Source organism: Nitrospira sp. Ecomares 2.1, assembly GCF_965152585.1.
Genome location: NZ_OZ224219.1, coordinates 3,567,299 through 3,588,227, shown reverse-complemented (window position 1 = coordinate 3,588,227; position 20,929 = coordinate 3,567,299). Strand labels below are relative to the sequence as shown.

At 50.3% G+C, this 20,929-nt stretch carries 20 protein-coding genes and 1 pseudogene; 15 read left to right on the top strand and 6 right to left on the bottom strand.

The window, feature by feature from the left end:
• Positions 1-30: 30 nt before the first annotated feature.
• The 3 genes from ACWHYD_RS15875 to ACWHYD_RS15865 form a co-directional block, all read right to left on the bottom strand.
• Positions 31-909, bottom strand: a complete 879-nt coding sequence (locus tag ACWHYD_RS15875; protein WP_447963000.1) for an EamA family transporter — start codon at positions 907-909, stop codon at positions 31-33.
• Positions 910-1,109: 200 nt separating this feature from the next.
• The gene (locus ACWHYD_RS15870) at positions 1,110-1,889 is read right to left on the bottom strand and encodes an ankyrin repeat domain-containing protein (RefSeq protein ID WP_447962999.1); all 780 of its coding nucleotides are present in this window, start codon (positions 1,887-1,889) and stop codon (positions 1,110-1,112) included.
• A gap of 480 nt (positions 1,890-2,369) precedes the next feature.
• The gene (locus tag ACWHYD_RS15865) at positions 2,370-3,011 is read right to left on the bottom strand and encodes a hypothetical protein (protein ID WP_447962998.1); all 642 of its coding nucleotides are present in this window, start codon (positions 3,009-3,011) and stop codon (positions 2,370-2,372) included.
• Between the two features lie 557 nt (positions 3,012-3,568).
• On the opposite strand from ACWHYD_RS15865, the gene purH reads away from it, so the two are divergent.
• The 11 genes and pseudogenes from purH to ACWHYD_RS15810 all read left to right on the top strand — a co-directional run bounded on the left by purH (position 3,569) and on the right by ACWHYD_RS15810 (position 12,953).
• Complete coding sequence (purH, locus tag ACWHYD_RS15860; RefSeq protein ID WP_447962997.1) at positions 3,569-5,125, top strand: bifunctional phosphoribosylaminoimidazolecarboxamide formyltransferase/IMP cyclohydrolase; 1,557 nt, start codon at positions 3,569-3,571, stop codon at positions 5,123-5,125.
• 129 nt (positions 5,126-5,254) lie between these two features.
• Positions 5,255-6,589: a phosphoribosylamine--glycine ligase gene (gene purD, locus ACWHYD_RS15855; RefSeq protein WP_447962996.1), complete on the top strand. Its 1,335-nt coding sequence runs from the start codon at positions 5,255-5,257 to the stop codon at positions 6,587-6,589.
• 17 nt (positions 6,590-6,606) lie between these two features.
• Positions 6,607-7,251: an L-threonylcarbamoyladenylate synthase gene (locus tag ACWHYD_RS15850; RefSeq protein ID WP_447962995.1), complete on the top strand. Its 645-nt coding sequence runs from the start codon at positions 6,607-6,609 to the stop codon at positions 7,249-7,251.
• A 200-nt stretch (positions 7,252-7,451) separates the two neighbouring features.
• Complete coding sequence (locus ACWHYD_RS15845) at positions 7,452-7,715, top strand: AbrB/MazE/SpoVT family DNA-binding domain-containing protein (RefSeq protein ID WP_447962994.1); 264 nt, start codon at positions 7,452-7,454, stop codon at positions 7,713-7,715.
• 92 nt (positions 7,716-7,807) lie between these two features.
• A pseudogene (locus ACWHYD_RS15840) lies at positions 7,808-8,125 on the top strand (putative toxin-antitoxin system toxin component, PIN family); the annotation flags it as partial.
• Between the two features lie 717 nt (positions 8,126-8,842).
• On the top strand, positions 8,843-9,469 hold the full coding sequence (locus ACWHYD_RS15835; protein ID WP_447962993.1) for an SLATT domain-containing protein: 627 nt from the start codon (positions 8,843-8,845) through the stop codon (positions 9,467-9,469).
• Between the two features lie 462 nt (positions 9,470-9,931).
• The gene (locus ACWHYD_RS15830) at positions 9,932-10,195 is read left to right on the top strand and encodes a DUF2513 domain-containing protein (RefSeq protein ID WP_447962992.1); all 264 of its coding nucleotides are present in this window, start codon (positions 9,932-9,934) and stop codon (positions 10,193-10,195) included.
• Positions 10,196-10,583: 388 nt separating this feature from the next.
• Positions 10,584-11,408, top strand: a complete 825-nt coding sequence (locus ACWHYD_RS15825) for a hypothetical protein (RefSeq protein WP_447962991.1) — start codon at positions 10,584-10,586, stop codon at positions 11,406-11,408.
• Positions 11,409-11,422: 14 nt separating this feature from the next.
• Complete coding sequence (locus tag ACWHYD_RS15820; RefSeq protein WP_447962990.1) at positions 11,423-11,641, top strand: hypothetical protein; 219 nt, start codon at positions 11,423-11,425, stop codon at positions 11,639-11,641.
• Between the two features lie 164 nt (positions 11,642-11,805).
• The gene (locus tag ACWHYD_RS15815; RefSeq protein ID WP_447962989.1) at positions 11,806-12,432 is read left to right on the top strand and encodes a hypothetical protein; all 627 of its coding nucleotides are present in this window, start codon (positions 11,806-11,808) and stop codon (positions 12,430-12,432) included.
• Positions 12,399-12,953 carry a VOC family protein gene (locus tag ACWHYD_RS15810; RefSeq protein ID WP_447962988.1) on the top strand — a complete coding sequence of 185 codons (555 nt, stop codon included), beginning with the start codon at positions 12,399-12,401 and terminating at the stop codon, positions 12,951-12,953. The genes ACWHYD_RS15815 and ACWHYD_RS15810 overlap by 34 nt, the downstream gene beginning before the upstream one ends.
• A gap of 67 nt (positions 12,954-13,020) precedes the next feature.
• Here the strand turns inward: ACWHYD_RS15810 and ACWHYD_RS15805 are convergent, their stop codons facing one another.
• The 3 genes from ACWHYD_RS15805 to nhaA form a co-directional block, all read right to left on the bottom strand.
• Positions 13,021-13,824: an SDR family NAD(P)-dependent oxidoreductase gene (locus tag ACWHYD_RS15805; protein ID WP_447962987.1), complete on the bottom strand. Its 804-nt coding sequence runs from the start codon at positions 13,822-13,824 to the stop codon at positions 13,021-13,023.
• 861 nt (positions 13,825-14,685) lie between these two features.
• Entirely contained in the window at positions 14,686-15,525 is an 840-nt protein-coding gene (locus tag ACWHYD_RS15800; RefSeq protein ID WP_447962986.1) for a hypothetical protein, read from the bottom strand.
• A 146-nt stretch (positions 15,526-15,671) separates the two neighbouring features.
• Positions 15,672-17,054, bottom strand: a complete 1,383-nt coding sequence (gene nhaA / locus ACWHYD_RS15795) for a Na+/H+ antiporter NhaA (RefSeq protein WP_447962985.1) — start codon at positions 17,052-17,054, stop codon at positions 15,672-15,674.
• A 706-nt stretch (positions 17,055-17,760) separates the two neighbouring features.
• On the opposite strand from nhaA, the gene ACWHYD_RS15790 reads away from it, so the two are divergent.
• From ACWHYD_RS15790 to ACWHYD_RS15775, 4 genes are all read left to right on the top strand, one after another.
• Complete coding sequence (locus ACWHYD_RS15790; RefSeq protein WP_447962984.1) at positions 17,761-19,368, top strand: DUF748 domain-containing protein; 1,608 nt, start codon at positions 17,761-17,763, stop codon at positions 19,366-19,368.
• A gap of 171 nt (positions 19,369-19,539) precedes the next feature.
• On the top strand, positions 19,540-19,671 hold the full coding sequence (locus ACWHYD_RS15785; RefSeq protein ID WP_447962983.1) for an entericidin A/B family lipoprotein: 132 nt from the start codon (positions 19,540-19,542) through the stop codon (positions 19,669-19,671).
• Between the two features lie 431 nt (positions 19,672-20,102).
• A complete protein-coding gene (locus ACWHYD_RS15780; RefSeq protein WP_447962982.1) occupies positions 20,103-20,312 on the top strand; it encodes a CsbD family protein in 210 nt (69 codons plus the stop codon).
• 180 nt (positions 20,313-20,492) lie between these two features.
• Positions 20,493-20,870, top strand: a complete 378-nt coding sequence (locus ACWHYD_RS15775; RefSeq protein WP_447962981.1) for a CsbD family protein — start codon at positions 20,493-20,495, stop codon at positions 20,868-20,870.
• Positions 20,871-20,929 lie beyond the last annotated feature (59 nt).

Sequence of the window (20,929 nt, the reverse complement as noted above, 5' to 3'; positions counted from 1 at the left end):
CCTTTTGGGCTATTCATGGGCATGAAAGGGTTACGCGGCTTGTCCCAATCCTAATACTCCCACCCCGATCATCATCAGCACAGCACCGACCAACCGCTGCCCAACATATCTTTCCCTCAAAAAGAGGATGCCCCATATCACCGCAAAGAGCATGCTGGACCGCTTGACGGCGATCACGGAGGGAACAGGACCAAGGTTGAGCGCGGTATTATGGAGGAGAAGACCGATGCCTTGAAACAGGCCGATGAGTATAAGGATTCCGACGGTGCGCGAATGAGGCATGCCATGGGTAGGTCGTGACAGGAAACGGAGTCCTAATATAAATCCCAATGTCATCACACTGGTAAGGGAAAGACTCCAAAAGAGAGGAGAGGAATTTTGTACGCCGATCTTGTCGAAGTTGGATGTGAGACTATAGATGAAGGCCACCGATAGCATGCGTCTGGGGCCTGGTTGTTGGAAGATGGCAACCAAAGGGCCCAATAAACCTCGGTGTACTGACTGAATGTGTAGGACATATGCTCCAGCCACAATACAGACAATGCCCGCAATATCCTGGGTCGTTGGCATATCTCCCACCAGGAGAGGTGAGGTGAGTAATAAAAAAAGGGGGGTTAAGGAAACGAAGGGAATGGCCAGGGAAAGATCGGAACTTTGTAAGGCCCTCATGAATTGGAACATGGCCAGGATGTTCAAGGTCCCGCCCAACAGGAGAGCGGGAATATATTGAGGTCCCAGTGGGGGAATTGAATCAGTGAGCAGCAACATACCGAGTAGCAATGGAATGGGAGTCGCGCAAGCAGCGAATGCGACCAGTTGAGGTGAGACGGATCGTAGTCCCTGCTTACTCAATAGGTCTTTCAAGGATTCTCCGAGCGCAGCCAACAGGGCAAGAGACATCCAGCTCATGTTTTGATCCCCAATACAGACAATCTCCAGGTGAAAGAATCGATCACTAATTTTGTCCGAATACACTTTGGCAGGGATGTATTCCCAGGATCTTACAAGGAATACCTGGATGCCACCAGCGGTACACCTGATGGCCTAAGGAAGATAAGGAGACGAATAGGAACTGGAAAGGGCGGCCGTATGGACTTTACGGCGAAGATTCAAGAAGTAGGATGATTAGGACAGTGCTGGAGAATTTCCTGGAGGGCACCATACAGTCGACTGAAATTGGCAGACGAGGAACTTTGAAGTGGTTGTGAGGGAAGAGAGCATGAGGCTCCACGAGACAACAGATAGTGGGTCAGCTCCCGTTGTCCGGAGAGGACGGCAGAATGGAGCGGCGTCAGGCCAATGGTATTGGTGGCATCGATAGGGGCCCCGGAATCCAGAAGTAGGCGAGTCATGTCGGTATCTCCTGCCTGGGCGGCGACGTGCAGCGCAGTCCAGCCTTCTTTGAAAGAAGTTTGAACGGTGGCGCCGTGAGCGAGGAGATATGACGCCATGCGTCGGTGATGTTCCTGGACGGCGATGTGGAGGGGTGTGATATTCCCTTCAAGGCCATCAATAAGGGCACCGTGTTGAAGGAGAAGGTTGGCGATATCCACATGACCCCCCTTCGCGGCGAAATGCAGTGGGGTCCATTCGGATTGATAAATAGCCCCGGGGTCTGCCCCGTTTTGTAACAGGAGTTGGGCAATCGTAAATTGTCCGGACCTTGCTGCGAAATGGAGAGGTGTGGCTCCTTGTGGCGTGCGCTGATTCACATCCGATCCTTGGTCTATTAACCGGTGTGTTAAGGTCACGTCCCGGTCTTGGATGGCTTGAATAAGGTCAGGTTGCGGGGAAGGGCTATTCCACTCTGAAGCAAATGCATAGGACAGAAGAATTCCAATGATAATCCCTACATATTTGACAGTGATGACTCCACGTGATTGGCGCATGAGAAAGCGTTCCTTGTTTTGGAGGTCAGAGCGTATGGAATAAGAACCGGGCTCACTGAGTATAAAAATGTAGGGAACGTCAAAATTGGTGGCCTACACCATTCCCCATATGAAGGGGAGGGTCGGCGTCCTATTTGGTGAGGCCCACGGGTTGCGTCAGGAATCAATTTTGCCGAAACCCCGAACGATTCATGTTTATGCTGGAATACATGGGCATAGCTGGACCGGGATTCAGTGGTGGATGGGTTCGTCGACTGTTTTCCCCTTTCCCCCCTCTAAATCTGATAAGAGGAAAAAAGAAAACATGGCCGATTTTTTGGAAAAATAACCCGGAGTATCGTTTCGGAATGTGTGAGGAAATGCCTGGGGCGGAGAGAAAAAAGAGGTTAGGTCTTGCCGGAGAAAAGTTTTTCTTTCCGGATGATGAATTCTTGTGAAGTCATGAGTTACTTGTCGACTAAGTCATTTGCTTTTTCCAATTCATCTGCAACCGACGCTAATAGGACTTTCCGTTCCCCTTCCGTCGGGTTCATGCTGAACGAGGGCATGTTGATCGGCCTGATGTATCAGCCCATCCAAAACATTGTGCCAATGGGATGCCGTACCCAAGGATTTTTCATAGAGAATCCCCCCTTCTTTGGTTTCCATATTGAGAAAGCTGACAACATGGAATGGTTCGTCTTCATCGTGGATCCACACAATGAGGTCGATTCGCTGGTTATCTTTTGGGGGAGAAGGGGTTTGCCAACTTTTTATCAGTCTTTCCGCGTTCACGTGCATGAGTTTTTGAAATGAGATGAGTGCTTTTGGGCCCGTTCGTAAGGTTTCTTGAAGGACTTCTCCATTTTTCACTAAAATCGAACCGACCAGGCTTGAAATAGGAAGCAATCGTGGGGGGACTGCAGGAGAATGTAATAGGCAAATGGTGAGAGATTGGTCGTTTACGGCAATGCCTCCAAGCCCGTCGCTTCCCATGAACATTTGTGATGGAATGAAATTGGTGCCGAAAATCCGGTTTTCTTCTTTTTTCTTTTTCGCGTGAGGACTCAGGCTTAAGGTGAGCACAATGCCCCCGAGTGTAAGAGATACCAACAGCACCACGAATATCAGGGTGAAATCCATCAATGAATCCTATGACTGTAAGAGGCCCTACGGTGTTATGGAAAGTGCAAAACGGCATATGAATCGGGGATGTGGGGGAATTTTTGTTGTCATCTTAAGACCTGAGTTAACCTCCACGGGCGTCAATCGAGCAGAATATGCAGCAATGCCCTGATACTGATTGCTCTTCTTTCGCTTACCATGTGAATAGAAATTATGGTTACCGAAACCAAGCCGAGAGGGGTTGTTCACGATGCTGTATTTGCCGTTATTTCGACCTGGCTCCCAAGGTATTATTTCGGCAGAGTCGGATGTTTGCTTTATGGGTGGATCAGGAAATAATTTGTTGATGGAAACTTACACGGTTACTCATACGAGTTGTGTTTGGAAAATGGGGGTGGTGAACCCCAAAACTTGAATGTCCGAAAAATAGGACGACGACGGGGTTACATAAGGGAACGAGCGGGAATAGGTGCTGGTAGCAAGAACTTCAGAATTCGTTGAAGTTCTCCAGGTCATTTGCTAAGCTGACCTTCCGTTTTTTTACCCATCAACAGAGACGAGTGGCAGGAGAACACATGGCAAGATTGGGGAAGGCGCTCATCAGCGTATCCGATAAAACCGGTGTAGAGAAAATGGCCAAGGGCCTGGCGGCACTTGATGCAGATATTTTGTCGACAGGTGGAACCGCCAAGATGCTGAGGGACGCCGGAGTGGCGGTGACCGAGGTGGCGGATTACACCGGGTTTCCTGAAATCCTGAACGGGCGGGTGAAAACGTTACATCCCAAGATTCATGGTGGGTTATTAGGGCGGCGTTCGGTGGATGCCCATGTGAAGCAAATGCAGGAACAGGGGATCGAGCCCATCGATGTCGTGGTCGTGAATCTCTATCCGTTTGAAGCGACCATTACGAAGCCTGGTTGTACATTTGAAGAAGCCATTGAAAATATTGATATCGGGGGACCGTCCATGCTCCGGTCGGCGGCCAAGAATCATGAGGATGTCCTGGTGGTGGTCGATCCACAGGATTATGAGCGGGTGTTGGAGGCCTTGCAGTCCGGGACCGTCTCCTTAGGATTGCGGCGGGAGTTAGCGAAAAAAGTCTTTGACCATACCGCCAGGTATGACAGCCTGATCGCCAATTATCTCACCTCCAAGTTAGCCGATACCGCAGGGCAAAAATTTCCGTCGTTATTGTGCCTGTCGTATGAAAAGGTCGAAGATTTGCGGTACGGGGAGAATCCGCATCAGGCCGGTGCGGTCTATCGTGATCGGCAGACTCAAGAAGCCTCTCTTTCTCAGGCTCAACAGCTTCATGGCAAAGCCATGTCCTATAATAATTATCTGGATGCCAATGCGGCGTTGGAACTCGTGAAGGAATTTGATGAAACGGCGGTGGTCATCGTTAAACATAATAATCCCTGCGGGGTTGCGATCGGGGATATGCCGGTCGAGGCCTATGTCCGGGCGCGAGAGACAGATCCGGTCTCGGCATTTGGCGGGGTCATTGCCTGTAATCGAAACGTCGATCTGGCCATGGCCAAAGAAATCACCTCGACGTTTGTGGAAGTACTGATTGCGCCGGCATTTTCGGAAGAGGCCTTGGCGGAACTTCAACGGAAAAAGGATTTGCGGCTGTTAGCGGTGGGGGCGTTGGAGAGTGCTCAACGGGATGCGTTAGATATGAAAAAAATTGTGGGCGGGATCTTGGTGCAGGATCGGGATCTGGGATCGTTGCGTGAGATGGGAGACTTATCCATGCCGAGTGAACGTCAGCCGACCGACTACGAGTATCAAGCCTGCGATTTTGCCTGGAAAGTCTGCAAACACGTCAAGTCCAATGCCATTGTCTTTGCCACGCAGACCCAAACCGTGGGGATAGGCGCCGGTCAAATGAGCCGGGTAGATTCAGTGAAACTGGCGCAAATGAAAGCGAAGCTTCCCATCAAAGGGTGCGTGATGGCTTCGGATGCATTTTTCCCATTTCGTGATGGCATCGATGCCGCCGCGGAAGCAGGCATTACCGCCGTGATTCAACCTGGAGGGTCTATCCGGGATAAGGAGATCATCCAGGCCGTGGATGAGCATAAGATGGCCATGATTATGACGGGTATGCGTCACTTTCGTCATTAACCGAACTCAATCAGATTTTCTTTCGAGTCTTCCGGGGTTGCGGTAGTTCATCTTGATGACGGGTGTGTCTTCGGATCGGAGAGGTGTAACCGGGCTTCGGGTCATCAGTAGAAGGATAGGGCACAGGCCATGTTGGCGCATTCCCCCATCCTCGGGATGGAGCGGGAAGGGAAAGCAATCCGTGTTCCGATGAACGTATTCATCATAGGCAACGGTGGACGAGAACACGCACTCGCGTGGAAGCTTGCGCAATCTCCTCGCGTGAACAGACTTTTTTGTGCCCCAGGCAATGCGGGGATCGCACAGGTGGCCGAATGTGTGTCACTTCAGGTGGACGACCTTGAAGGCCTCAAGCACTTTGCCCAAACCCACGAAATCAATCTGACGCTGGTTGGACCGGAACTACCGCTTTCCTTAGGTATCGTCGACGAATTCCGGAAATCCCACATGCGGATTTTTGGCCCTACCCGCAATGCGGCCCTCATTGAATCCAGTAAATCGTTTGCCAAAGAACTCATGGTGCGGGAAAAAATTCCCACCCCATCTTCGCACACGTTTGACAAACTGGAGCCGGCGTTAACCTATCTGGAATCCTGTCCGCTCCCGGTCGTCGTGAAAGCCGATGGTCTTGCGCAAGGGAAAGGGGTCATCATCTGTGCGACCAGGACCGAGGCCCGTGAGGCGGTTTGCAGCATGCTGGAAGAGCAGCGCTTTGGAAAGGCCGGCGCCCGGGTGGTGCTGGAAGAATTTCTTGATGGAGAAGAACTCACGGTCATGGCCTTTGCCGATGGCCGAACGGTCATTCCGATGCTGCCTGCTCAGGATCATAAGCGAATCGGTGAGGGGGACACCGGTCTCAATACCGGCGGGATGGGGGCCTATGCACCGGCGCCGTTGGGAACACCGGAACTCCGGCAGCGTATTCTTGATGAGGTGTTGTGTCCGGCGGTCACAGGGTTGTCCCGGGTGGGAAGTCCATTTTACGGCGTGTTGTATGCGGGGATTATGGTGAAGGATGGGAATCCGTATGTGCTGGAATTTAACGCCCGCTTTGGCGATCCTGAAACGCAGGTCGTGTTGCCACTCTTAAAAACGGATTTGCTTGATGTGCTTGAAGCCGTGGTCGAACATCGATTGGACCAACTGCAGGTAGAGTGGCATGATCAGGCGGCGGTGTGTGTAGTATTGACCTCCGGCGGATATCCAGGGTCCTATCAAACGGGTCTCCCGATCACAGGCCTGCCGGAAAAAGAGTCGAAGTCCGTCATGGTGTTTCATGCCGGGACGACTCATGCCAATAAAAAGATTGTCACGAATGGGGGGCGGGTCTTAGGGGTGACTGGGCTTGATTCAACCCTGGCGGGAGCCAGAGATCATGCCAATCAGGCGCTCGCTTCGATTCAGTTTGAAGGCCGGTATTTCCGTTCGGACATTGGCCACCGCGTGCTGCAAGTCCCATCCTGACTCAAAGGGCCCCTATTGTGGCCACAGTTCTCGAACTCAATTCCGCTCCATCACCTCAACAGATTCATCATCTTGCGCAATGTCTGCAGGATGGCGGAGTCGTCGCTGTGCCGACGGATAGCTTTTACGCGCTCGCGGCGAGTCCCTTCAATGAGATGGCATTAGAGCGGCTGATGCACATCAAAGGGGAAAGAAACCACAAACCCTTTCCGGTGTTAGTGGGTGACCCATCGCAACTGGACTGGCTGACGGAAGTGATTCCGGATGTCGCTCGAATACTCATGAAAGAGTTCTGGCCGGGTTTGCTCACCTTGATCTTTCAGGCTCGTTCAACCTTGTCTCCCATCCTGACCGGCGGCCAGGGAACCATTGGTATCCGGCAGCCGAATGATCCACGAGTCTGCGAACTCATGACGCACATCGGGCCGCTTACCGGCACCAGCGCCAATCGAAGCGGGCAGCCGCCGGCAGAATCCGTGGGAGATGTGATGGAACAATTAGGATCGGTGGTTGATGTGATTGTTGATGGTGGCCCTACGCCGGGTGGTCAACCGTCTACCGTCCTTCAGGTTGTGCCAGAGGCCCGTATCCTTCGTGAAGGGGCTATTTCCCGCCTGAAACTTCAAGAAGTCCTTGTCCGAAAAGGAATACCCCTTTCCTAATATTTTTCTAGGAAATTCTCATACATCATTGAATGAGTGAGATGAGCCCTCTCCATCCTCTGCTCTCCTGTTTTGTCTGCACGGGTCGTTGTCCTGAGGCAACCAAAGAAAAGGATATTGTTGTGCTTAAGATAACCTCTTGAAGTATCTGATCTATTGGATCTAATCTTACTAGTAAGTTTAAAGAAAAGAAGAATAACATGGCGTCTATAGCCACAACAAAACTTTCGTCCAAGGGCCAAGTCGTCATTCCGGAAGAAATACGAAAACAACTGGGCTTGAAAGAAGGCGATCAATTTGTGGTCGTGAGGCAAGATGACGCGGTCATTCTGAAAAGCATCAAAAAGCCTGTCTTGAATGAATTTGATTCGCTAATCGATAAGGCCAGGCGGCAGGCGAGGGACGCCAGGTTGGAGCGTTCGGACATTGGGAAGGCCATTGCCAAATTCAGAACCGCTTCATGAGGCTCGTCCTTGACACCAATGTCTTTATTTCTGGTGTGGTTTTCGCTGGACCGCCTTTAGATATTCTGAAATCTTAGAGAGCTGGCCAAGTTGAAATTGTCGTCTCTGCTGAAATTCTGGACGAATACCGACGAGTTGGCGTTGAGCTGTCCGAGAAATACACAACTGTTGACCTTTCTCCGTTTCTCGAGCTTCTGATCTCCCATGCCATCGTCGGTCATGCCCCCCCTTTGGATGAACGTGTGTGCTCCGATCCTGATGATGATAAATTTATGGCTTGCGCTCTGGCAGGCCGGTCAAAATTTATTTGCAGTGGTGATAAAGCCCTCATGAAGATATCGGGATACAAAGGGATTTCGGTCGTTACACCCAGAGTATTCGTGGATCGATACCTGCCACAAAAGAAATAACCAATTGGTTGTTGACTTCCTTTCCCAACCAAGTCTCTTGGCAGGTTCCTGTCATGTTAAAGCGGTTGACAATTGACATATTTCGTGAATTTGGCAATGATTTGCCTAGACAAGGCCAGCGTTTCCAAAATGGTTCTTACGATGTGTGACGGGAATCCATTTTTCGATATATAAGTGAAAATGTTGGCAGGTGAACCCATGGCATCTGTGCCCCTAAATTTCGTGTCAATGTGTTTTTCTGTATTGCCGGGTTTCGCCCCGGCAGGCGAGGCCCTTTTGTTTCGGCAAAAGGTCCCAAAACCAGCACCACCCAGCTCGCCCACATTGAATCGTGCTGACGCAGGCAACGGAAAGGGCGGCCCAACTCGCCAGGCTTAGACAAGGTCCGCCCCTGATTTGAGCGTCAGCTCGGTTGGCCGACCTGAAGGTGGGGGAGGAATTCAATAGGGTAAGGAGGCAGTCTAGCAAGAGGACCGTGGACTGGCATGTGGTGGAACAGATGAATTAGGCCGAAAGAGAAAGGTTGCGCATTGAAGGACCAGACCCCGATTCCAATAAGTTTTACGGCCCAATCTACACAATAGGTCAGGCGACCGTCGGCGGCTGACGGTGTGCAAAGCAGAATGAAAGGGGCTGTGGGCAATCGATTCCAGATGGCCAGAAATGGATGATCGGTCGGGTGAACCGATGGGCCACACAGAACTGGAGTGCCAAGGAATGACTGAGCTGCTACCCGGCAGAAATCAACAGCCTCCGTCGACAGTCACTGAAGTTGAAGCCTTGACGATTCTCGATCCGTCGCAACTGTTGGATGAATGGCATCGTCGCTTCCACCATCTTAAGCGTGCGCATTTCCGTGCGGCGTGGTGGTACGAGAAACGCAATCGTTGTTGCGGCCGAGGTACGATCATTCTCTCAGCAGCAGTGGCGCCTTTCACTTTCATTTTGGCGAAGGCTGGGTTAGAAAGTGATATCTATTGGGTTGCTTTCGTCACTCTTATTGCCGCTCTTGCAGGCATTCTTGCGACGCTGCAAATATTTGACCGCGATTCAGAACGCGCCGAGCGTCATCGCGTCGCGGGCAGCATCTACGCTAAACTTGAGGGGGACGTCGAAGAAGTCTGTGCGTTCTATCCAATTGATCGGCAGACGCTGCAACAACACGCGCAACAGTTTAGAGATGAGTGGCACAGACTCACTGGTAGCAGTCCTGTCATTCCAGAGCGGATATTCATAGAGGTCGAGGGCGAGATAGAGAGGAGACCTCCATTCAGAATACTGTCGGTAGAGCCCGCGGATGCGAAACAAGATGCTCCAGCGGACAGGCCTCCGACTGGCCGCTGAGCTTCGAGGTTCACTAGACCGCAGACGGTGGATGGAGTGCTGACAGAGTTGAAAGGGGGCAGCGTCTGTTCGACGTGGGCTGGAGGGATAGTGATGAGCGGTCAGCTGAACAGAGCCGCGGCTGGATCCGCTTCCTAGCCGCCTGCGGCAGCCGAACGCCCGGCTCGAACAGATGGGTCTCCGGCCCCTTGCTCAGCCGCGGACTCGGTTAGACCATACTGTGAGGAGTGTGAGATGCGGTGTCGCTTTGGACATGATCACCCCCCGGAATCACTGAAGGCGGCCACAGGGAATCCGACGCGACCATGGGGCCCGAGGCCATATCATTGTTCCGACTGTTCCGAGACTCGAAAGTCGCAGGCCGTTGGCAGGTACTGGACCTCGTATGCGACAGCTGCAGCGGCGCGCGCAGAGGGCCATCCACACGCGTGCAAACGTTGTTTTCCATGAGGTGGGGGAGACGTGAAACGGGACCTTGAGTTGATCCGTAAGCTTCTGATCTTTTTCGAAGAGAAAAAGTCACCTCAGCAGGTCGAGGTCCAACCGATCGGAGGATACGACGAACTGGCGATCAAGTACCACCTTGTGCTCCTCCATGATGCTGCCCTGCTTCGTTTCGAGCCCGTTACATCCAACACCAGCGACCGCGTCATTTATGTGCTGCCATTTGACCTCACCTGGGAGGGGCACGAATTCCTCGCGAAGGTCAAGAACGAGGGCGTCTAGAAAAAGATTCGGGCTGTCGTTGCCGCTAAAGGCGGGTCCTTGGCTTTTAGCGTCGTCAATCAACTTGCGACTCGTTTCGCCCTAGACATTGTGAAGGATATCTAACAACAGGCTTGACTGGCCCCGCTCGACGCCAGCCGCTCAGCCTGACCGTTCAGCCGAGCGCAGGCGGCGGACGGTGTGCTGACGGGGTTGAAGGGGGCCGTGGCTGCTCGACGTGGGCTGGAAGGATATTTATATGCGTTCGGCTGAAACGAGTCCGCGGCTGATCCGCTTCCCAGCCTCCTGCGGCAGCCGAACGCGCGGCTCGAATCGACGAGGCTCAGGCCCGCCACTCAGCCGTGGGCTCCGTTAGTCTACCTTTTAACTCACCACAAAACGTAGCGATATGCCCGTTCAGCGCGTTTCAAGCCAGGAAGCGATCTCCAAAGACGAGTTTCATGACATTCTTCGATCGTGGCTACGTCTCAATGAGGCCCGGATTGGACCCGCGGATGTAGACGGACGTACTCGCTGGTTGCACATCGTCGATAATGCCGCTTTGTACTCGATCCACGCCGACGCAAAGCGTGAGGGAGTGGTGGACTACTTAAACTTAGTTGACAGGCTGAATGGAGATGTTACCTGGTCCAGAGGCGAAGAGTCGCGTGCTGTCCTTTTCGGACCTGAGCATCGCCCTATCACCCCGCTTTACCTGTACGTTGAGAACGATGCCTTCACCGGCACCTGGAAAGCAGCGGTCCGGCGCGCACTCTTTCGCTTTAGCAAACGACATCAGACACATCGGATTGTAAGGCAGCAGTTCCTTAACGAAGAACTCAGCACGGTGAAGCGCGAGACACGTGCCAAGGGAAATACGCCAAGTCAGACGATGAGCCGCGTGCTTCAGGAATTACGAGATGAGGGCTTACTGCTCTTTGTAAATCCTGGCGAGTACCTTCTCAATTCCGGTCCAATCGATATCGGCGCAGAAGAATTACCTGATGACGCAGTCGACGCTGCGCTTCTCTCGGGTAATGCTCAGTTTACAGACGTCGAAACGACAGTGTCCGCGGTTGTTACTCGTCAGCGCGTTGGTCAAGCCGCGCTACGCCGCTTTTGCTTAAAGGTTTATCAAAGTCGATGCGCCTTTTGTGCCGTCGCGGATCCGCGTCTTTTGACAGCTTCACACATCGTTCGATGGGCGGACGACGTTTCCTGCGTGGCATCCTAGGCAACGTCATCTGTATGTGCCGGCTGCATGATGCTCTCTTCGAAATCGGCGCTTTCGTCCTAAACGACAACCTTGAGCCGGAGATTGTTATACCTCCTTCCGAGCTCGGCGGCGCGGCGCGTCTTGTGTTGGAATCGACCCGAACGTTTAGCCGCCCGGTTTCGCACGTCCCTGCCGCAGAACATGTTCGGCGACACCGGGAACGAATCGCGGGCACTCGGTGGGATATCTAACATTGAGGGGAAGCTGTCACGCAGGCGACGCAGGCTCAACGACGCTGGCCAGTGCTTCGCGATCTCAGTTGGACAGACGCGCTCGTGGCGCGCAGCTGGACTCGACGGACCTCCAGCCTGCCACTCAGCCGTGAACTCGCTTAGGCGGACGCGAGGGAAATAGAATGAACGGGATCGATCAGGAAAAAGAGGGTTGGCGCCAGATTCAAGCGGGATTAGAACTCGTTCAGTGGTCGAAACTCGTTCAGTGGGACAATAACTTCTTGTCCCTTCTTGCAGTCGATGAGAACGTGTTCGAGTCCCAGAAAGGCCATCAGGCGGTGCATCCAACCTTTGGGCGGCTCATCTGCTGGATCGCGTTTAGCGCCGGTGCCGAGTACCTTGCGAAGGGCGCATGTTTCCTCAAGGGCAAGGATCTAAGCAAGCCGGTCTCCGTAACTCGCATCCCGTCTATCAATGAAAACCTTAAGACCTGGGTCCATGAGGTCATCACCAAGGCCCCGAGTGCGAAGGAAAATAGCGTCAACTTTGGAACTCTTGGAGGTATCCCTTTGCAATTGGTCCTTCAAGACCTGTCCCAGGGTGAACGTGATCTCGCTGTGGCCGCTTTTGATCTTCTGAGGAGCACGATTCGTAACAGAGACGCGCACCGATACGCAGAGAATGTCCGTGCGTTCCACTTTCACCTTGTCAGCAGATTGTTCGTCCCTGCGTTCAACGCAATCCTACGGAGCCTAAATCAGACCCAACTTCGTGCATGCGTCGTGACCATGGGGACAAATCAAGATTAGGGGGACGTGTTGGTGAGCGGTCGGCTGAACCGTATCCACGTCTGGAGCGGCTTCCCCGCCGCCCTGCGGCGGCCGAACGCGCGGCTGGAATTGACGGGCCTCCGCCCCGCCACTCAACTGCGGACTCTGTTAGGCGATCATCGGATTTGACACCGCCAATGAAGATTGTTGAATTTGCTTTTATTGTATATCCGGCCACGGATCTGGCGCGGTCCCGTGCCTTTTATGAGGGCGTTCTTGGGCTTACCAGCGCGACTTCCATGGATCTGGCCGAAGGATTCTGGGTCGAGTATGAGATCGGTCCTCACACGCTGGCCATCGGCAAAGAACCATTCCTGAAGCCCTCGGGCGATGGTCCTCAGCTTGTGCTGGAAGTGGACGATTTTGACAAGACGATAGAACATCTCAGACATCACAACGTGCGGTTCGCCCTTGAGCCTTTTGACTTTCCTCATTGCAGGGCAGCAATTGTTCTGGACCCCGACGGGAACAAGCTTGGTATCCATAGACGAAAGACCTAACGAATTTGGATTATGGTTCAAGTATGTTGGTGAGAGTTTGAAGGTAGGGTATCAGGAGCCTATCCCCTCAGTTCGACTGATCTTGCTCCGGGAATTGCAACGCCGCGCATGCGAGGCCGCCGTCGACCATTAGGACCGCCCCGGTCATGTAGCTTGAGGCATCGGAGGCCAGTAGGAGTAGTGGGCCGTTGTATTCTTCGACCTCCGCGAAACGCTTCAGTGGTACCGATCCTACCGCTGCCTTACCATCCGGGGTCTTCAGAAACTCCCTGACCATATTGGTCATAATGCCACCGGGAGCAAGTGAATTCACTCGAATCCCGTATGGCGCTAACTCGGCGGCAAGTGCTCGAGAGAGATGGTTTACTCCCGCCTTCGCGGTGGCGTATGGCACCAGGTTGGGTTGGGGGCGGTGTGAGGTGGCCGATGAGATGTTGATCAGACTACCAGGAATCTTGTTGGCGATCATGTGCTTGGCCACTGCCTGACACATTAGCCATGTGCCTTTGAGATCGACGTTGAGCAGCAGGTCCCACTCTTCTTCGGTAACTTCCAGAACCTGTCGCCACAACGCGACTCCCGCCGAGTTTACTAACACGTGGATATCGCCGAACGCTTCGATCACTTCCGCTACGCCGGCGTCGACAGCCTTGGTCTGTGAGATATCGACGACCTGGCTTATCGATTGACCACCCATCTCTTCAATTCGAGTGGCAGTTTCGGCCAGTCCATCCTGGTTGACGTCGAACAGCGCGACTCGGGCACCTGCGCGCGCGAGCGTTTCGGCGCCATGTTGGCCCAAACCCGAAGCAGCCCCGGTGACGATCGCATTCTTTCCTTCAAGCGTGAACAACGATTTCAGAAACTGCATCAGGCACCTCGTTCCTCGTCGGATAATAGACGTTTGAAGAAGGATTTATTTTTCACACTCGTGTGAGATCTGAAATAAGGGCAGGCTAATTTCCTAGAAATAAAATGTCAACGGTGCCGGGTGGGGATGTAGGTCTTCAAAGACGACTAAGGGCTATTTGTTGTGGTGCGTCTTGAAGAGCCTGCCCCTTGCTTGCAGCAAGGACCCCAAATCATTTTTACCCAGGTCGGTCACATTCAATCGGGCTGACGCAGGGTAGGTTGTAGCGGCCCAACAACGCTGGGCTCAAACAGGGTCGGTCCCTTACTTGAGCGTCAGTCCGGTTGGGCGATCTGCAGGTGGTGGGTAATTCGATTGAGCAGGAACAGGGATAACAAGAGGACCGTGGATTGGCACACGGTGGTATGGATGAGTGAAGCAGAAAAAGAAATGTTTGCTTGCGAGACCAGAACGCTGATTCGTTCGTGGCTCCACCATATTTCCCCAAACTCCCAGACTTCGTGAGAGCCGGTCTCAAATGCCTGTCGCAGATGCTTGCAACTGTTTATCGACGTTTGCCAGATGTACTGGTTTCCGAAGTCAGAGGCCTTTTTTCGGAATCATTTCGAATAGAAAGCTGAGTTGTTCCGCTTTCCTCTGAAGAGGAATTCATCTTCGAATCGGAATTGATTCCCTTCGCATTACCCGCGCATGGGATGAATTCGGCACACCACCGGGTGGAGAGGCGTCCACCCAGGTGTGTCATGTTGCTCGGTTTTCTCGACCCATTCGAAATACATCTGCCTCTTATCGGTTTCCATAAGATTCGAAATGCCTTTGGCGTCTCAAACGTTTTGATTGCACCGTTAGTGCGAGGGGCTTTTACTCTTTCTCGATGAAAGACACATCGGTGACCTTATTTTCCTCATCAACAAATAATACGACTTCTTGTCCTGAAGAAAGATTTTTAAACTTATCTTGAATGATGGAACGCACTTCGTACTGTTGTTCTTTTTTCCCATCCTGTTGAACGGAAACCTTGTTGTCTCTCAGTGGTTCTTTCAGGATGCCTGAAACCTGTTTGAAATTTCCTTTCAGGGGAGATTTCTTTTTCTCAGGGTTTTTGATTTTGTCCACTTCTGCCGCATTCTCAAATGTGACGTCAACGATCTGATCCATTTCATCAATGAGGAATATAGCTTCCGCGCCAACCGGGATGGATGCGACTTTGCTCCTGGCCAATGGCCTGATAGGATGCGTTTCTTCTTCACCTTCCTTCGACTGAATGACAGCTTTTTCATGCCCGGTCGCCAGTGGCTGAGTCAACACCCCATGTACGGTTCGGTGATGGGACTCTTCACCTTCCAGATGAACGTCCACAATGAGGTTTTGATCGTTAACGGTTATGTCAACCCGATCACCCTTCTTTAAAGCGGGAAGCCCTTTCTCCTTGCGGAGATTCATGGGTAGATAGCGAGGTTGAGCTTCCCCGGTATCTACCTTGGCTTGTTCCCCTCTGATTTCTTCCACAGTTCCACTAATGACTCGTTCCCCGGACAGGGTTCCGCTTTCTTTCGCATCTTTTCCGTCATGGGCTAACGCCACACCGGAAAAAATCAGACATCCAGTCAACAAGCACATTCCATACAGTTTTGAGCGTCCGATGGAGCCCTGTGCGGTTGGAAACTTTGATGTGTGTTGAAATACCGTCGTGAAAGACATGGAGCACTCCTTTGGCTAATTGAACATTGAGAGTTTTGATTCAGTCATTTGAAATATATCCAATTTTTCTTCAGGGGAGACCTGAGGAAAACCCTGGGTCTGATTTTCATAGATTTTCTATGGAGTGGGAAAACAGCTGGAAGAACTCAAGGCGGGGATTCTGCGCTATGATGTCCGTTTTCAGTTGGCGTCCGGGTGGATTTCGATAAAAGAAGTAAGCCGATACAGGCTGAGAGGCAGGAGGCGATTAAAATGGCCAATTTCGCTGCTTGTAAATCGGAAGGTTCCTGGAAAGCCAACGTCGCAATGAAAATGGCCATGGTAAATCCAATTCCTCCCATAAATCCCAAACCGATGATTTGTGGCCAGCCAAGATCGGATGGAAGAACAGCACTGCCAAACTGAACGACTACCCAGGCTCCAAGACATATCCCCAATGGCTTACCCAGCAACAATCCCAGCCCGATTCCCAATGAGACGGAATGGCTGAGGAGGGATGAGAAGTCGGTGTCAATCACCACGCCTGCATTGGCCAAAGCAAAAATTGGCATGATGGCGAACGTGACCCATGGGTATAAGGCATGTTCGAGTTTTTGGAGTGGGGGTTGAATTAAATCCTTAGCCGTTTCGAGAGCCTTAATCGCCTCAGACTGTTCTTCATTCCCTAACACAGAAACCCCCGAGACTTCGGCTTTTCGGAATTCTTGACTGAATTTTTCGCTTTTATGGGCAAATTCTTTTTTCGTGATAGCGGAAGTGGCTGGAATGGTGAAGGCGGCAAGCACTCCCGCAATCGTTGGGTGAAGGCCGGAGAAAAGGAACGCCAACCACAGGCCGCCAATCCCGAATAGGCCATATATAAAGGGAGAGCGAAGGCCCATCCGGTTGGCACCCATGAGTATGGCTAAGAATACCCAGGCGGTTCCAAGGCTGATCCAGGAGATTTCCGACGTATAAAACAACGCAATCACCAGAACGGCTCCAAGATCGTCAACGATAGCCAAGGTGGTCAGGAAAATTTTAGCGGAAAAGGGAATCCTTGAACCCAATAGGCCCAGTAGACCAATGGCAAAAGCAATATCGGTGGCCATGGGAATGCCCCACCCGGAACTGTAGGGCGATTGGAAATTAAACAGGAGAAATATGAATGCCGGAATCACCATTCCCCCCAAAGCAGCCGCAATGGGAAGAATGGCTTGACGAGGTTCAGTTAATTCCCCCACCAATATTTCCCGTTTGATTTCGAGTCCGATGACGAAAAAGAAAATGGCCATCAAGCCGTCATTGATCCACAGTATTAAGGGTTTCTCTAATAGATTGGTGCCAATGCCAATGGTAAAAGGGAGTTCCCAAAAATTCGAATAGAGATCGCCAAAGGCGGAATTGGCCCAAACCAATCCGATAGCAGTACAGACCAAGAGAACGATTCCACCTGAAGCATTGAGTTTGGTGAAATCCTCAAAGGGCGAAATAACCCCTTCCATCGGTCGGGTTATCACGGTTTGTTTTGCTTCTTTTACAAGATCCATGATTTCAAAAATTTTGGATTATAACGTAAGGTTCGGGATCCACCCATGGAGGAGATGAATGCCTGTCTGCCTGCCAGTTAGTGAAGAGTTGTTAAGAGATGCTTGCATAATTTTGAGTGCGAAGGTCGAACCGATTCGGCTGTTATGGGTGGCGCCGTCCAAAAGCTGGTGGGGCCAGGAATCAACCCGGATGGCACAATCTGACGATTAAGAACTCCTAAAAACGAAGTGTTATTGATGATACATGGGAGAGAATTTGAAATCTAAGACAAATGTTAAAGACAGGAGTCTGTTTTGTCTCTTGAGGCCCATCCACTCCCATCCATTAGGATAAAGGAAATTAGACCATAGGAGAGAAAATGAAATGAATTTTCCCTTACAACTTCCCAATTCTTATGGGAGACGAACCTTTTTGAAGGCAATTCAAACTTTTCTCGGCCTTGCTGTGGTGATGGGATTGTTGGTGGGTGCCAGTCTATGACGGGTCAAACGAATTGATACTGATCTGACAGTTCATCTTCAATAGTTCAAGCCTTCATTGTTCCCGGAAACTCCCCCCTTAGTGGCGGGAAATATTTTTTGGTGAACGGAATCGTCAGAGGATTAATCAACAGCAAAAGCCAGTATTTTTTTCATATAGATTGAAAAATATTTTCTCATTCTGCAAGTTCCCCCATGGAAGGGGTGGCCACGGCTGGAATCACACATGGTAACCCAGGAAAACAAATCATGGATGATTCGTACCCTTATCATTTCATTAGGGACGCTGGGATTTGCCATTCTGGTGGTGTGTTTGGCGTCATTTTTTGTCGATGAACCTCTACGAAGGTATATCGAAACAAACCTCAATAAAAACCTCGAAGGATATACGGTGCAATTAGAGGCAGTGGATTTTCATCCATTGGGGTTTTCGATCGACTTTGAAAATTTAACCTTAAGGCAGGAAGCCAATCCTGATCCACCTCTTCTCATCATTCCCTCCTGGACTGCCAGTATTCAATGGACAGAATTAATCAAAATGGGAATTGTCAGTGATCATGTCATTAGAAATGCTGAAGTAAAATTCCTTTTTACTCAAGCCGAAAAAGAAGTGAAGGATAAAACGGGCGTTGAAGACAAAGGTTGGCAAGAAGCCTTATATGCCATGTACCCCATCACCATCAATACTTTCCGAATTGAAGATAGTTCCTTTTCATATCGGGATCAGCCTGATCAACCTCCGCTTGAACTGACCAATCTCCTACTGAAAGTGGGAAACATACAGAACGTCCGCTCACAAGTAGGGGAGTATCCATCCAGCATTCATTTGGAAGGATCCCTGAATCAGACCGGTTTTGTGAGTATCATGGGAAAAGCCAATTTCTTAGCCGAACCGTTTCCCGGTATATCAGTAGATTTCGATTTAAAAAATCTTCAGCTGCAGCCGTTTATTCCTTTTTCCTCCCTTGTCAATGTGGAAATACATTCCGGAACGCTGAACGGACAGGGACATGTCGAATATTCCCCATGGGCAAACATGGCTCAAATTGTCAGGTTGGAAATTGAAAATCCAGATATTAATTATGTGGAGAAACATTCTCCCAGGAAAGCACAAAAGGCCAAGCAGGAGTCCCCGACGCAAGACACGGATGATTCAAAAAAATCCCAAGACCCCTTCAAGGTGGCGATTGACTCGGCATTAGTGAAAAATGGCGAATTTGGCTATACGAACCAGACAACAAATCCCCCCTATAGGATTTTTTTCAATCATGTGGATCTTCAGGTAACTGGAGTGGGGTCTCCAAGGATCACTCAGAAAGGAGAATTGAAACTTTCCGGGAAATTTATGGGAAAGGGGAAGACGTCAATCGAAGGCGGATTCCGGCCGGAGGTGCAACATCCTGATTTTGATGTAAAAGTGAAAATTGAAAAAACAGAAATGACAACTTTCAACGATGTATTGAAAGCCTATGGGGGTTTTGATGTGAAGAGCGGGGAATTTTCGTTGATTTCTGAATTACATACTGATAGTGGCCGGGTCCAGGGGTATATTAAGCCATTTTTCGATAAACCGGAAATTTACGATCTTTCACAAGACAAAACCGACAATATCTTTCAAAAGGCATATGAGGGCGTTGTGAATGCGGTTGCTTCTCTATTGGAAAATGTTCCAAGAGATCAGGTGGCCACGAAAACAGAAATCAGCGGGAATTTAAAAGATATTAAGGTAGGGACATGGGAGCTTATATGGAATCTATTCAAGAATGCATTTGTCGATGCCATGAAACCGGCCTTCGAAAATTTAAAAACCACTGGCAAGAAGAATGGTAATTAAGCCGATTTATCTAAGCCAGGGCTGGAAACACTCATGTATGAAATTTAAATAAGTTGGATTTGGCCATGCCAGAAGAGGCTGGGAGTCTTGTTGGTGCGAAGAACAATTCTCACGCCCGCTTTTACAAGAATATCTTTCCCATGGTTTTTTAAACACAAAGGAGGCGGAAAAATGAGCGAAAAAAATTATGTGGGGGCAGTGCTTTTGATCGCATTATTAGCGATGACCGGATGTAATACTATGGAGGGAGCCGGCGAGGATGTACAAAAAGCCGGGGAGGAAATTGAGAAGGCAGCGGATTAATCCTCTGTATAACATAAGGCGGAATTCCTTTGTCCGGGTTTGGGGATTCCGTCTTCCTCTCTCTGTTCATTCTTTTTCCCTCCAACGTCCAACACCCCGAGTAAATCAGGCCTGTGAATTTGTCCGGGATACCTTTACATATTCCCTGAGCAACATTCGGGAAACGAACCGGCATGGCCTCTGTATTAAGTCTAAAGGAGAATCTGGATAAAAAAGAGTGAGTAGAAAACCAATTTATACGTTGGTGAAGCGGGGTTTGTCTTGATAATAAATAGTAACGAAATAATTAAGAAGTGGGTTATTCATCCACATGACATTTAAAAACGTTTAGGAATCCCATCAAAGGAGGTGGATAAGCAGACGAAGAAAACAAGATTTAACGGGTATTTGAAAGATTTTCATAATCACAACAACATTTCAAGGAGAACACAATGAACAAAGAACAATTCAAAGGAAATTGGAACCAGTTTAAAGGCGAGGTGAAAAAAAAGTGGGGAAAGTTTACGGACGATGAATTGACCCAAATCGAGGGAGATTACGATAAATTTAAGGGAAGAGCCCAAGAATTATATGGAGATCAAAAAGAGGAATTGAATAAGTGGACTGAGGATTGGCAGGCGAAAAACCAAACAGTTCGCTAATCCTATTTTCACTCATGGTGTAAGATCAGGATACCCTTTACCCCAGGAGACGGGAGATTTCACCTTCCGCTCCTGGGATAAGGTATGTCTTGGGTGATATGAAGTGCCTCAAATATCTATCTTAACAATCTTCTGTTCCAACACGATTTAGTCAAGATGCATGGAGGAAGGAGTACAATTATGAACATCACGCAACATATACTGAAAAACAAAATTGCCTCAACCGTGGCGGCCGTTCTTCTCATGAGTGCTCCAGCTTGGGGGGCAAACGGAATGAATTATTCTGTCTCCGCGGAACAAGGAGTTCAAAACGGCTATATCCACAAGGTGTATAATGAGGACCAATTTAATGGCAATTGGAAACAGCTAAAGGGGGCGCTCAAGGAAAACTGGGGAGAGTTTACTGAGGATGATTTGTTGGCGATTGAGGGCCGAACTGACCGTTTCGAAGGAAAACTTCAAGAACGATATGGAGACCGGAAAGAAGAAGTGAAGGCTTGGGTCGATGACTGGATGGAAAAACATCCTTATGAGAAGACCCAGGATCGACAACATTAAGACAAAAGTTACTTTTCTGCGTTCAATACTTCCGGCGAAATGGGATTTCCTCCCATTTC